General features: G+C 35.2%; 9 protein-coding genes. 7 read left to right on the top strand and 2 right to left on the bottom strand.

The annotated features are described in order from the left end of the window. The first annotated feature begins 4 nt into the window (after positions 1 to 4). The 4 genes from B0A81_RS01375 (at position 5) to B0A81_RS01360 (ending at position 5843) form a co-directional block, all read left to right on the top strand. Positions 5 to 589, top strand: a complete 585-nt coding sequence (locus tag B0A81_RS01375) for a LutC/YkgG family protein (protein WP_089056339.1) — start codon at positions 5 to 7, stop codon at positions 587 to 589. A gap of 59 nt (positions 590 to 648) precedes the next feature. Further along, entirely contained in the window at positions 649 to 1503 is an 855-nt protein-coding gene (locus B0A81_RS01370) for a fumarylacetoacetate hydrolase family protein (protein ID WP_089056338.1), read from the top strand. A gap of 257 nt (positions 1504 to 1760) precedes the next feature. Then, on the top strand, positions 1761 to 3395 hold the full coding sequence (locus B0A81_RS01365) for a beta-N-acetylhexosaminidase (protein WP_089056337.1): 1635 nt from the start codon (positions 1761 to 1763) through the stop codon (positions 3393 to 3395). A gap of 120 nt (positions 3396 to 3515) precedes the next feature. Beyond that, on the top strand, positions 3516 to 5843 hold the full coding sequence (locus B0A81_RS01360; protein WP_089056336.1) for a glycoside hydrolase family 20 protein: 2328 nt from the start codon (positions 3516 to 3518) through the stop codon (positions 5841 to 5843). A 269-nt stretch (positions 5844 to 6112) separates the two neighbouring features. Here the strand turns inward: B0A81_RS01360 and B0A81_RS01355 are convergent, their stop codons facing one another. Beyond that, positions 6113 to 6631, bottom strand: coding sequence for an endonuclease V (locus tag B0A81_RS01355; protein ID WP_089056335.1), 519 nt, complete (start codon positions 6629 to 6631; stop codon positions 6113 to 6115). A 473-nt stretch (positions 6632 to 7104) separates the two neighbouring features. Between B0A81_RS01355 and B0A81_RS01350 the strand changes: the two genes are divergently transcribed. From B0A81_RS01350 to B0A81_RS01340, 3 genes are all read left to right on the top strand, one after another. Further along, positions 7105 to 7398: a hypothetical protein gene (locus B0A81_RS01350; RefSeq protein WP_244281205.1), complete on the top strand. Its 294-nt coding sequence runs from the start codon at positions 7105 to 7107 to the stop codon at positions 7396 to 7398. A gap of 85 nt (positions 7399 to 7483) precedes the next feature. Continuing rightward, on the top strand, positions 7484 to 11863 hold the full coding sequence (locus tag B0A81_RS01345) for a CusA/CzcA family heavy metal efflux RND transporter (protein WP_089056333.1): 4380 nt from the start codon (positions 7484 to 7486) through the stop codon (positions 11861 to 11863). A gap of 4 nt (positions 11864 to 11867) precedes the next feature. After that, positions 11868 to 12998: an efflux RND transporter periplasmic adaptor subunit gene (locus B0A81_RS01340; RefSeq protein ID WP_089056332.1), complete on the top strand. Its 1131-nt coding sequence runs from the start codon at positions 11868 to 11870 to the stop codon at positions 12996 to 12998. 111 nt (positions 12999 to 13109) lie between these two features. On the opposite strand, the gene B0A81_RS01335 is transcribed toward B0A81_RS01340, so the two are convergent. Then, a complete protein-coding gene (locus tag B0A81_RS01335; RefSeq protein ID WP_089056331.1) occupies positions 13110 to 13799 on the bottom strand; it encodes a VIT1/CCC1 transporter family protein in 690 nt (229 codons plus the stop codon). Between the last annotated feature and the right edge of the window lie 251 nt (positions 13800 to 14050).

Raw genomic sequence — 14050 nt, 5'->3', positions numbered from 1 at the left:
AGAAATGAACGCAAGAGAAAACATATTGAATGCTATAGCAATGAATCAGCCTGAATTTATTGAGATTCCTGTTGTTGACAGCAGCGTTGTAATTCAGTATGATGATGTATATGCGCAGTTTAAAACAGTTTTAGAAAGTATTGGCGGGAAAACCGAATTGATTACAGATATTACAATGCTGAAAGATCAATTAAAAGCTGATAAGCAGAATGGAATTTTTGTTATAAATACAATCGCTGCACTTGGTGAAGTAGATGAACAAGCCGCTTTTTTAGCAGCATCTGAATTAGAGAAAGTAGAAAAAGCTTATGTTAAAGGAACAATTGGAGTTGCCGAAAATGGAGCTGTATGGATTTATGAAAGTCAAATGATAAACAGACTAGTTCCTTTTATTTGTCAGCATTTGGTTTTAGTAATCGAGAGAAAAAATATTGTTGACACTTTACATCAAGCTTATGAGAAAATAGATGTATCAAAAGAAGGATTCGGTGCTTTTATAGCAGGACCATCTAAAACAGCCGACATTGAACAATCATTGGTAATAGGAGCGCATGGAGCTAGAAGTGCTGTGATTTATGTAATTGAATAAACGGCAAGAATAATTTTTGAACAAATAAGACAAAGTATAATATATTAAATAAGAATAAAATGAAACTAATACGATTTGGAGAAACCGGTAAAGAAAAACCAGGTATTTTAATAGATGAAAAGAGATTTGATGTATCTTCAATAGTAACAGATTATAATGAAGCATTTTTTGAAGAAAACGGACTAGAGAAATTAAAAAAAGCATTAGAAAATAACCCTGTTTTACCAGAAGTAGATTCAAATGTACGTTTAGGTTCTCCAGTAGCACGACCTTCAAAAATAATTTGTATTGGATTAAATTATGTAGATCATTGTTTAGAAACCAATGCACCGATTCCGGCAGAGCCAATTATCTTTTTTAAATCTACAACTTCACTGTGCGGACCAAATGATAATTTGATTATTCCAAAGAACAGCGAAAAAACGGATTGGGAAATTGAGCTGGCTTTTGTAGTGGGTAAAAAAGCAAGTTATGTTGAAGAGGCTGATGCTTTAGATTATGTTGCAGGTTATGCTTTATTGAATGATTACAGCGAAAGAGCTTTTCAGATTGAAAGAGGCGGACAATGGGCAAAAGGAAAAGGAAGCGATACATTTGCGCCGCTTGGACCTTTTTTGGCAACTCAGGACGAAATTGCAGATGTGAATAATATACCAATGTGGCTAACTGTAAACGGGAAAAAGTTCCAAAACAGTAATACCTCAAATTTGGTATTCAAAATTCCGTTTTTAGTGCATTATTTAAGCCAGTTTATGACATTGCTTCCTGGTGATATTATCAGTACAGGAACTCCTCCAGGTGTAGGTTTAGGAATTAAACCAGAACCTATTTACATCAAAGCAGGAGATGTGATTGAATTAGGAATGGATGGTTTAGGCAGCAGTAAACAACATGCTGTAGCTTACACGAAATAGAGTAACGCAGCTTGTTAATTATAACACTTAGTCCCGAAGCTTAAAGCTTCGGGAACAAAGTTTAAACACAATATTGTCATTTCTCCTTCGTCGAAATGACAAAAATTAGCTGACCAGTTTTGGTCTAAAATTTATTCCTTCCCGATTTTTCGAGATCGGGATTATAATAATTAGATAAATTTATTATGATTTGCTTAAAAAGTGTTATCGTACACATAGAGAATTTATAGTTTTAAAATAATTAAAAAATAGTAAATATGGTTAAGTCATTTCTCTTTTCGCTTCTGTTATGCTGCACACTGTCGTTTGCACAAGAAGTAAATATTATTCCGCAACCAGTAAAAGTTGTTAAAAACACTGGAAGTTTTGTGATTAATGCACAAACAAGTTTGGTCGCTGCCAATAAAGAAGATAATGCTTCGGCAGCTTTTTTAAATGGTTATTTATCTGATTACTATGGTTTTGTATTGCCAGTAGTTAAAAAAGCAACCAAGAATTATATCAAATTAACAAGTCTTAAGAATATTCAAGGTCTTAAAGGTGAAGGATATAGTTTGAAATCTGATAAAAATGGTGTCGAAATTACAGGAAATTCGCCTATTGGAACTTTCTACGGAATTCAAACCCTTATTCAGTTACTGCCAGCAGAAAAAAGCAGTAATCTTGCTATTGCATCAGTAAATGTACAAGACGAACCACGTTTTGCTTACAGAGGCGCTATGCTGGATGTTGGACGCCATTTTTTCTCAGTGGCATTCGTTAAAAAATACATTGACTATTTAGCATTGCATAAATTGAATTATTTTCATTGGCATTTAACCGAAGATCAAGGTTGGAGAATTGAAATTAAAAAGTATCCTAAACTTACTGAAATTGGTTCAAAAAGAAACGGAAGTATTGTTGGCAGATATCCAGGTAAAGGAAGTGATAATACACCAGAAGGAGGTTTTTACACACAAGAAGAAGTAAAAGATATTGTAAAATATGCTTCAGATAGATTTATTACAGTAATTCCAGAAATTGAAATGCCGGGACACAGCAGTGCCGCAATTGCTGCTTATCCTGAGTTGAGCTGTTTTCCAAATGAGAAAACCAATCTTCCTGCTAATATGATTTCAGATAAGAGTAAGCAAGAAATGGCCAACGGAAGAAATAAGATCGTTCAAGAAACTTGGGGCGTACATGCTGATATTTTTGTTCCGACAGAAAACACGTTTAAATTCCTAGAAGATGTGTTGGATGAAGTAATCGCGTTATTCCCTTCAAAATACATTCATATAGGCGGTGATGAAGCTCCAAAAGACGCTTGGAAAAAAAGCGAATTTTGCCAGCAGATGATAAAAGAAAAAGGTTTAAAAGATGAACACGGTCTTCAGAGTTATTTTATTCAACGTATCGAAAAATATGTGAACGGAAAAGGAAGAACTATAATTGGCTGGGATGAAATTTTAGAAGGAGGTTTAGCTCCAAATGCTATCGTTATGAGCTGGCAGGGAGAAGCTGGCGGAATTGCTGCAGCAAAAGAAAATCATCAGGTTATTATGACTCCGGGAAGCCACGTTTATTTAGATCATTCGCAAACTAAAAACGAAAAAGAAGTTACCATTGGAGGTTTCTTGCCATTAGAAAAAGTATACAGCTACGAGCCAATTCCTAAAGAGTTGAATGAGCAGCAGGCAAAATACGTTATGGGAGCGCAAGGAAATGTGTGGACAGAATATATGGCAAATCCTGCCAAAGTAGAATACATGATATTTCCACGTTTGAGTGCCTTAAGTGAAGTTTTATGGTCTCCAAAAGATAAAAAAGATTGGACTCAATTTCAAACAAAAATTGAAACCATGAAAAAACGTTATACCATGTGGGGAGCAAATTATTTTAAAGAGCAATAATAACATGCAATAAATAAAAAGACAGCTCAATTTGGGCTGTCTTTTGTCATTTGTCCAACTTCGAAGATCAAAACGAAATTTGATTTTCAAAAATTAACTTTTAGCTAATTATATCAAGTAATGAAAACCAAAAAAATAACCACAAACTTAATTTTAGCAATTGTATTGAGCTTTTCAATGCATTTGCAGGCGCAGGAGTCCGTTCATATAATACCACAGCCCATAAGTTTAGAAATCAAACAAGGCAGCTTTTCCTTTGATAATTCTACTTTTATAAAAGTTGATAAGAAAGATGCAGCAGCCGAAAAAGTAGTTCACTTTTTTAAAGAATATGTAAAACGAGTTACAGGATTTGAATTAAACAGTACTAAAACAAGTGGAAAAGAGATTGTTTTTAGTATCGAAAAAATCAAAGAAATTGGAGACGAAGGATATTTACTTTCTGTAAATCCAAAAGTAATTCACATCAAAGCCAATACATCCAAAGGATTATTTTACGGCGTACAATCTTTACTGCAAACACTGCCTTTTAGCCGTACAAATGATTTGGTTCAAATTCCAAGTATGGAAATAAAAGATTATCCACGCTTTCAGTGGAGAGGTATGATGCTTGATGTCAGTCGTCATTTTGCTTCTCCAGAATTGGTAAAAGAATTTATTGATTTACTGGCAGCTTACAAAATGAATGTTTTTCATTGGCACTTAGTCGATGGAGCAGGTTGGCGTTTAGAAATTAAAAAGTATCCTAAACTTACCCAACAAGCCGCTTGGAGAGTTGATGATTGGGGAAAATCATGGAATTGGGCTGAAATAGAGTTTAATGCTGACAGACGCAAATCGACTTACGGCGGTTATTATACTCAAGAACAAGCCAAAGAAATTGTAGCTTATGCTAAAACAAGAAATATTACAGTTGTGCCAGAGATTGAAATGCCTGGTCACTCAGAAGCTGCAATGGCGGCATATCCAGAACTTTCGTGTAATTCTAAGAATAATTTTGCACAATCAGGTAATTTCTTAGCCAGTAAAGTCGAAAGTAACTATTGTGCAGGAAACGATCAGGCTTTTACTTTCTTGCAAGATGTATTAACAGAAGTAATGGCAATTTTCCCTTCAAAATATATTCATATTGGAGGAGATGAAGTAGACAAAACGAGCTGGAAACATTGTGCTAAATGTCAAGCCAGAATGAAAACGGAACAATTGAAAGACGAAAAAGAATTACAAAGCTATTTCATTCGCAGAATGGAAAAATTCTTGGTTTCGAATAACAGAAAAATGATTGGTTGGGATGAAATTCTTGAAGGCGGATTGGCTCCAGAAGCTACTGTTATGAGCTGGCGCGGAGAGGCAGGCGGAATCGAAGCAGCAAAAATGGGACATGATGTAGTGATGACACCAGGTTCTCCATATTATTTTGACCATTATCAAGGTGATCCTGAAACAGAACCTCTTGCAATTGGCGGATTTAATACGCTGAAAAAAGTATATAATTATGACCCAATTCCTGTAGAATTAACTACCGAAGAAGCTAAACGTGTTTTGGGTGCACAAGCCAATTTATGGACAGAATACATAAGTACTGCAGAACATGTTAAATATATGATTCTGCCTCGTATGCTTGCATTAGCTGAAGTGTTGTGGTCTAAAAAAGAGCAGCGTGATTGGAAAAATTTTGCTGAACGTTTGCAACCTCATTTAGTAGGTTTTGAGCAAAGAGGAATCCGTTATTCAAAAGGAAATTTCAAAGTAGATATTAAACCTGTAGTCGAAAACAATAAACTTTTTATAGCACTTGATACAGATCAAATAGAGGCTGTAATTTATTATACAACTGACGGAAGCGCACCGTCTACAAACAGCATTAAATATGAAAAACCATTTGTAGTAAATAGTTCTATGACGGTAAAAGCAATCACGGTTATAAATAATAAAGTAGTGAGTGCAAAACCTGCAGAACAATCTTTTACCTTCAATAAAGCAACTGGAAAAACAATAAGTTACACAAATGCCAACAGCAGTCATTATCGTGCTAACGGAGTTAATACATTAATTGATGGTTTTAGAGGAACAAAAGATATTGGCAAACAATGGCATGGTTTCAATGAAAATGATCTAATAGCTACCATAGATTTGGGAGCAAGTACATCAATAAGCAGTATTACTTTGGGATGTATTCAAAATTGGAGCCAATGGATATTCCTGCCGCAATATGTGAAATTTGAAGTATCTCAGGATGGCGTTACTTTTAAAGAAGTAAAAACAGAGACGAACTCTATTGCAGCTTCTGAAAAGGACATTCAAATAAAAGATTTTACAGCTAAGTTTGCAGAGCAAAAAGCTAAGTTTGTCCGCGTTACAGCCAAGAATTTAGGGCAGTGTCCTAAAGGTCATCCAGGCGAAGGACAATCGGCTTGGCTGTTTGTTGATGAAATTATGGTAGAGTAAGTGATAGGAACTAAGTCGAAAGTTTTAAAGTCGTAATGTCAAAAGGTCAATAATAATTAAAATCGAAGCATTGCTCATTTTCTCTAATTTTAAAACACGACATTATAATGTGATTATTACTTATAAAAAGTAGAAATACTTTTATATTTGAATGATGTATAAAAAAGAGGTCAGTTTCGCAAGCCGCGAAATTTGACCTCTTTTTTGTTTTATTTGATTTAATCCTTTGTTGGAGTTTTCTCAGTTTCGCTGATTTTCTGCCCAGTTTTCTATATTTCCTTTGTCAATCGATCCATTTCTTTCAACAGAGTCGGAATCCTAAATTCACCTGCCATACTTTCGACTTTTTCGAAAGCATCTTCTAAGTCAATACCAATGGCTGTAACGTATAATGGCTTTTTGCTATCACCTCTTACCAAAGCTTTTTTATCATTTTCAATAGAAGCAAAATTAGTTTTGGCAACGCCGATAATTGGAATCTCTCTATTTAGTTTTTCATATAAATGTCCACCTAAACCATACTTTTTATCATCATCTAGATAAACAAAACCGTCTACAATAATTACTTGAACCGTTTTTAAATCAATTTTATCTAACAAACTAAGAATGCAAGGTAATTCTCTGCGGTAAAATTCTCCGGGAATATAGTCTTCTACATTTTCGATTATTTCTGTGTGAACTTTATAATTTTCACTTTCATTCCAGTTTAAAAATTCAAGACAAACGGTTTTGGCTTTTCCATCAAAATAATAAGTATCAAAAGCCAGTATTTTAGATTTGTGGGTCATAGTTTTTTTTGGGGTTGTGGTAGTATTTTTATTTTAGTTTTGAAGATAAACAATCCGTTATTGTGTAATGTTTCATTGGTTTTATAAATGCGAATATAGAATTAATTTTAGGTTCAGAAATAAATTATTCAAACACTATTTAAGATTCTGAGAATAAGATTTTTTTCAATTTGATTTAGAACAGAATAGGTAAACCCAAAAGCAAAAAAGAGATTAATGTATTATAACAACTACAAAAAAATATTTCGAAATTGATAATATTTTATAATTTTACAAATTATGCTGGTATAAATTAAATTTCTATTAGTGAATTCTTATAAAATGGTAAAACTTTCTTAGATCTTACTTAAGGTTAAGGATTATTTTATCACATAGCCTAAATTTGTGTGGTGCGAAAAATCATAGTCTACATATTCATCTTTCTCATTGTATCCAATATTGGGTTCTTTCAGCAGTTTTATAAATTGCCCATATTGATTGAACATTACAATGAACATCAGCAAAGACACAATGTAAGTTTTATTGATTTTCTAGAAATGCATTATTGGGGAGAAGACATCAACGATAATGATTCTGACCGCGATATGCAGCTTCCGTTTAAGCATATTTCGAGCGCTTCGTTTCAGCTTGTATTTGTTCCCGCAGAAAAACACATTTTTGATATTCCTTTTAATGCTGATTTTTCAGCGTCAGATATAATTCCGTTTACTTCAAACTTATATTCTAATCCTGCATTATTTGCAGTATTTAGACCTCCTTTGGCATAATTTAATTTTCTAAAATTTTATTGTGGTTAAGACATTTTGATGTTTTAACCATGACATTATTATTTCTAAAAAATTAAATCAAATTATGCTCAATAAGATCATTCAATTTTCAGTTAAAAATAAACTGGTAATTGGTGTCTTCACCTTGCTGTGGATTATCTACGGTGTTTTTGAAGTTACCCGATTACCAATTGATGCCGTTCCTGACATTACCAATAATCAGGTTCAAATTATTACAACCGCTCCGTCTTTGGGCGCAGAAGATGTAGAACGTTTAATCACTTTTCCGATTGAACAGGCGATCAGCAACATTCCGCAGCTAAAAGAAAGCCGCAGTATTTCCCGTTTCGGACTTTCGCTTGTAACTATTGTTTTTGCTGATGATACCGATGTGTATTGGGCGCGTCAGCAAGTGGCAGAACGTTTGCAAAAAGTAGAAATTGCAGAGAATGCCAGCATTCCCGAAATGGCTCCCGCAACAACAGGTTTGGGCGAAATTTACCAATATGTTTTAAAACCGCAACCTGGATATGAAACCAAATACTCACTTGAAGATTTGCGTACTATTCAAGACTGGACAATTAGAAGACAGCTTTTGGGAACTCCCGGAATTGCTGATGTAGCTACTTTTGGAGGAAAGCTGAAACAATACGAAATTGCCGTAAATCCGTCGAGATTAAAAGCACAAAACCTGACAATAAAAGAAGTTTTTACCGCCTTAAGCAGTAATAACGAAAATACAGGTGGAGCTTATATCGAAAAAGGACCAACGGTATTGTATATCCGAAGTGTTGGATTGAAGCGAAATATTAAAGACATTCAAAATATTATTGTCAAAAATACGCAGGCAGGAACTCCAATTTTAATCAAAGATATTGCCGAAGTAAAAATGTCCTCAGCGATACGCTACGGCGCTTTAACAACAGATGATATAGGTGAATCTGTTGGTGGAATTGTGATGATGCTGAAAGGCGAAAATGCCAATAATGTTATCGTTAATGTAAAAAAACGTGTTGCCGAAATTGAAAAGATTCTGCCAAAAGGTTTAAAAATAGAACCTTTTTTAGATCGTACCAAAATGGTTGACAATGCGATTGGTACAGTGGAGAAAAACCTGATCGAAGGTGCTTTGATTGTGGTTTTAGTTCTGGTACTTTTTCTAGGAAATTTACGAGCTGGATTTATCGTAGCTTCTGTGATTCCGTTAGCCATGCTGTTTGCCATTATTATGATGAACACCTTTGGCGTAAGCGGAAATTTAATGAGCCTTGGTGCGCTCGATTTTGGTTTAATTGTCGATGGTGCCGTGATTATTGTTGAAGCGATTTTACATCATATTCATAGTGCCAAAAAATACAAAGGAATCGATACCATTTCGCAGGAAGAAATGGATAAAGAAGTCACAGGTTCTGCAGGACGAATGATGAATGCTGCAGTATTTGGACAAATCATTATTCTGATTGTATATCTCCCAATATTATCTCTTGAAGGAATTGAAGGTAAAATGTTTAAACCAATGGCACAAACTGTAGCTTTTGCCATTTTGGGAGCATTTATTCTTTCGCTTACTTACGTTCCAATGGTAAGTGCTTTATTCATTAGCAAAAAGGTTAGTCATAAACCCAATCTTTCTGACCGAATTATGACAAAATTGGAAGGACTTTATGAAAATTGGCTGACGAAAGCTTTAAAGATGAAAAAAGGAATTGTCATCTCGGCTTTTGTTTTGTTTGGAATTGCTTTACTGCTTTTCAGCCGAATGGGAGGAGAATTTATTCCGCAGTTAGAAGAAGGAGATTTTGCAGTAGAAACCCGATTGCTGCTAGGAACTAATCTTTCAACGACAACAGAAACGATTCAGAAAATTTCAAATACACTTAAAAAAGAATATCCTGAAGTTGAAAAAGTAGTTTCGAGAATAGGAAGTGCGGAGATTCCAACAGATCCAATGCCAATTGAAGGTGGAGATATGATTATTGTGTTAAAAGATAAATCAGAATGGACAAGCGCTTCTTCATTTCCTGAACTGGCAGATAAAATGACCGAAACTGTAAAACAAACAGCTCCGGGTGTTACAACTGGTTTTCAGTTTCCCGTGCAAATGCGTTTTAATGAATTAATGACTGGAGCTAAACAAGATTTGGTTTGTAAAATTTACGGAGAAGATTTAAACAAGCTTGCCGAATATGCGGAGAAATTAGGTTCAATCAGTAAAACGGTCGAAGGTGCAACAGATTTGTATGTCGAAAAAGTAACTGGAATGCCTCAAATCGTAATTGATTATGATTGGGCAGAAATGGCGAAATACGGAATTTATGTTTCCGATATCAATCAAACCGTAAATGCTGCGTTTGCAGGTGCTGTAGCGGGAAGCATTTACGAAGGCGAAAAACGTTTTGATATGGTGGTAAGAGTTGAAGCGAGCGGACGAAAAGACATTTCGGATGTTAGAAATCTATTAATTTCTACGCGTTCCGGAATGCAGATTCCGCTGTATCAAGTGGCTTCTGTAAAAGAAGTAGAAGGACCTAACCAAATTCAGCGTGAAGATGCTAAAAGAAGAATTATTGTTGGGTTTAATGTAAGAGGCCGTGATGTAGAATCGATTGTAGAAGAATTACAGAAAAAAGTCAACAGCCAGATCAAATTTGATCCCGGATATTACATTACATATGGCGGAACTTTCGAGAATTTGCAACAAGCAAAATCACGTTTAGGAGTTGCGGTTCCGGCAGCTTTGTTTATGATTTTGACTTTATTGTATTTTGCTTTCAGATCGTTTAAAGAAGGAATTATCATTTTTACCGCAATTCCGTTGTCGGCAATTGGTGGTGTTTTTGGTTTGGCTTTGCGTGATATGCCTTTTAGTATTTCGGCGGGAGTTGGTTTTATTGCGCTTTTCGGAGTGGCAGTTTTAAACGGAATTGTTTTAATATCTGAATTTAACCGAATACAGAAACAGGGTGAAATTACAGATCCGTTTGATATTATCATTACCGGAACCAAAAACAGATTACGTCCTGTATTAATGACGGCTGCGGTAGCTTCTTTAGGGTTTCTGCCAATGGCTCTAAGTAATGGAGCAGGAGCAGAGGTTCAACGCCCATTAGCAACAGTAGTTATTGGCGGATTGATAACGGCAACTTTGCTGACTCTTTTTGTACTTCCGGCCATTTATTTAATGACGTATCACACTAAAGTATTTTCGAAAAAAATCAAAAAAAACAAAATGGATAAACTGACTTTATTACTTGTCGCTTTATTGGTTACAGCTTCAGTACAATCGCAGCAAAAGCCCGTTTCTCTCGACGAATCTTTGTCGATTGCGCTTCAGAATAATAGAAGAGTTAAATCGGCTCAGCTTAACGAAAAGTCGAAAGAACAGTTGCAAAAATCAGCTTATGATATTCCAAAATTGGCTTTAGATGCTGATTATGGTCAGTTTAACAGTGCTGTTAATGATTCCCGTTTTGGTGTGAGTCAGACTTTTGCTTTCCCTACTTTATACAGCAATCAGAAAAAAGCGCTGCAAGAAAATTATAATGCTGCCAAAGCAACTTCGCAATTGACTTCGCAACAGATTAAATCGAATGTGAGAAATTTGTTTTATTACTATATCTGGCTCAATAGTAAAAAAGAATTATTGGCTTACGCCGATTCTATTTACAGATTAATGGAGCAAAAATCAGATTTACGTTATAAAGCAGGAGAAACTAATGTATTAGAAAAAAGCGCTTCTCAATCGGCAAGGCAGTTTTACACGAATCAGCTTACGATGGTCAATAAAGATATTGCGATTACGCTGAAATCTTTTAATACAATCTTGCAGGATAGTGTAGTGCATGTTCCTATTTCGGCAAATATCAAACATGATTTTACTATTTCATTAAACGAAAAAATAAATACAGCTGAACTTCCACAAATTCAACTTTCGAATCATGAAGCCGAAGCTGCAAAATGGAAATGGAAAGCAGAACAGGCTAAGCTAATGCCAGATATTACGGTAGGTTATAATAATTTAAGCATTATTGGCACGCAAACCAGTAATGCAGGACAGGAAGTTTATTATGACAGCAGTCACAGGTTTAGTTATGTGAATTTGGGAGTTTCGATTCCGTTATTCTTTTCGAGTCAGTCTTCACGCAATAAAGCGGCAAAAATTGAATATGAAAATTACAAGATGATGGCAGAATCGGTAAAAGTTGAAATGACAACAGAAATCGCTAACGCAGTTAGTGAAGCCGAAAAGTATAAAGAAAGTCTTAATTATTACGAGAATGAAGGACTTAAAAATGCGACTGTTATTATTGATGCTGCAAACAGCCAACTGGAAAATGGAGATATTGATTATTTACAATGGGTTTTGGTCGTAAATCAGGCGATTACCATCAAGAATGAATATCTAGACAGAATCAACGATTACAATAAAGCGATCATAAATCTTCAAACTCTCACTAATTTATAATATAATGAAAACATATATCATCACGATTTTTGGTCTTTTGTTGCTGGTTTCTTGTAACAGTGATAAAAAGAATCAAGAGAAGGAAACAGTACAAAAACAAGAAAATACCATTCAGTTAAGCAGCGAACAGATTAAAAATGCGGGACTTGTTGTTGGAAATCCAGAAGAAAGAACGGTAAAAGGAATATTACAGCTTCAGGGAACTGTGACGGTTCCGCCAAAAAGTGTTGTTTCGGTTAGTATTCCGCTTGGCGGCTATATTAAAAAAACAGATTTAATGGCAGGAATGCACGTTCGAAAAGGGCAATTATTAGCGGTTGTCGAAGATATGCAGTACATACAACTGCAACAGGATTATCTTACGGCCAAAGAAAAGTTTCAGTTGGCTAAAAGCGAGTACGACCGACAAAAAGAACTAAATGCGAAGAAGGCAAGCAGTGATAAATTGTACGAACAAACGGCTACAGAAATGCATACACAGCGTATTTATATGTCGTCATTGGCACAAAAATTATCTTTATTAGGGATTAATGTCAAAACGCTTTCAGCTTCAAATATCAGTAAAACGGTTTCAATTGTTTCGCCAATAAATGGTGTCGTATCTAAGATAAATGTAAATGTGGGTAAATATATTGCTCCAACAGATATGCTTTTTGAATTGATGGAAATGAGTGATATTGTATTGGTGATGAATGCTTTTGAGAAAGATATTCATTTGCTTTCAGTAGGACAAACGGTAAGTGCTTTTACGAATGCCAATCCTACAAAGAAATTCCCTGCAAAAATCGCGTATATAAATCGCAGTCTTAACGATGATCGTGCGGCCGAAGTTATTTGTAAAGTAAACCAATATGATAGCGCATTAATTCCAGGGCTTTTTATTAATGCTGAAGCAGAATTTGAAAACGAAAAAGCGATTACAGTTCCAGAAGATGCAGTGGTAAGATGGCAGGGCAAGTTTTTTGTTTTCGCTTTAAGCGGAAATAATCAATACAAGATGGCTGCGGTAGAACCAGGAACTACGACTGATGGTTTCCGTCAGATTAAATCTTCGGCTATTGATAAATCATCAAAAATTGTGATTAAGAATGCTTACACACTTTTAATGACTTTTATGAATGGCGGAGATGAGTAAGTAAGGAGAAAGTTTGAAAGTCAAAAAGTCATAAAGATTGTTATTGATTAAAAGAGTTATTTAGTTAATTGTTGGTAAGAGGGCAGTCCAGATTTGGGCTGCTCTTTTCTTTTAAGTAGTTTGAACACCAAAAATATATCCTACAAGTGCCGACATTACCATTGCAAAAGTTCCCCAAATACAAATACGAAGTACTGCTTTTAATATGTTTGAACCTCCTGCCTTAGCGGCCAAAATTCCTGAGAAAGCAAGAAAGAGTATCGAAAAGGCATATTGATAAAATACCATATCGTGTATGGGAGCAAAAATTGCTACTAAAACTGGAAGTAATCCTCCAACAATAAAGGAAACTGCCGATGCAAAAGCGGCCATTAATGGATTTGCCTGTGTGATTTCGTTTATTCCCAGCTCATCTCTGGCGTGAGCTTCGAGAGCATCATAAGCTGTTAGTTCCATTGCAACTTGGTGTGCTAAAGGTCTGCTTAATCCTCTTTGTACATAAATATCGGTTAGTTCTTCAAGTTCAATTTCGGGCATGGTTTTTAGAGCATGACTTTCTCTTTTTAAATCGGCTGCTTCAACATCAGATTGCGAGCTTACAGAAACATATTCTCCTGCTGCCATAGAAAGGGCTCCAGCTACTAATCCTGCTATTGCAGCAAGTAAAATAGGCTCTCGTGTGGTAGTAGCGGCGGCAACACCAATAACTAAACTGGTTGTAGATAAAATTCCGTCGTTTGCACCTAAAACAGCTGCTCTAAGCCAGCCGCTTCTGTTGATATAATGATTTTCAGCTTCCATATAGCACGCCTTTAGTTATTTCATTATGAAGTTACTTCAAAAAGCGTTTGGTAAATAGATAAAAGCTATTAGAATGATTCTAAATTTTATAAATTTTGTTTGGGGTAATTAACTATATATTTAAACTTCGATGATTTAGAATCGTACATCTGAATTATCTAAAAAGGAATGTTTTTTTATAAGCTTCAGAGAAGTGAAATATTTATAGCAAAGAATAAAGCTTTGCAATATAAAGCTCCATAGGAGCGGAA

Source organism: Flavobacterium plurextorum (assembly GCF_002217395.1).
In the GTDB taxonomy this organism is placed as follows: Bacteria; Bacteroidota; Bacteroidia; order Flavobacteriales; family Flavobacteriaceae; genus Flavobacterium; species Flavobacterium plurextorum.
Note: the sequence above shows the minus strand (reverse complement) of the source record. Positions and strands in the feature narration are given on the sequence as shown.

Bases quoted from the DNA above. Each gene is read 5' to 3' on its own strand.
- B0A81_RS01375 (WP_089056339.1), top strand. From the start codon at position 5: ATGAACGCAAGAGAAAACATATTGAATGCTATAGCAATGAATCAGCCT.
- B0A81_RS01370 (WP_089056338.1), top strand. From the start codon at position 649: ATGAAACTAATACGATTTGGAGAAACCGGTAAAGAAAAACCAGGTATT.
- B0A81_RS01365 (WP_089056337.1), top strand. From the start codon at position 1,761: ATGGTTAAGTCATTTCTCTTTTCGCTTCTGTTATGCTGCACACTGTCG.
- B0A81_RS01360 (WP_089056336.1), top strand. From the start codon at position 3,516: ATGAAAACCAAAAAAATAACCACAAACTTAATTTTAGCAATTGTATTG.
- B0A81_RS01355 (WP_089056335.1), bottom strand. From the start codon at position 6,631: ATGACCCACAAATCTAAAATACTGGCTTTTGATACTTATTATTTTGAT.
- B0A81_RS01345 (WP_089056333.1), top strand. From the start codon at position 7,484: ATGCTCAATAAGATCATTCAATTTTCAGTTAAAAATAAACTGGTAATT.
- B0A81_RS01340 (WP_089056332.1), top strand. From the start codon at position 11,868: ATGAAAACATATATCATCACGATTTTTGGTCTTTTGTTGCTGGTTTCT.
- B0A81_RS01335 (WP_089056331.1), bottom strand. From the start codon at position 13,799: ATGGAAGCTGAAAATCATTATATCAACAGAAGCGGCTGGCTTAGAGCA.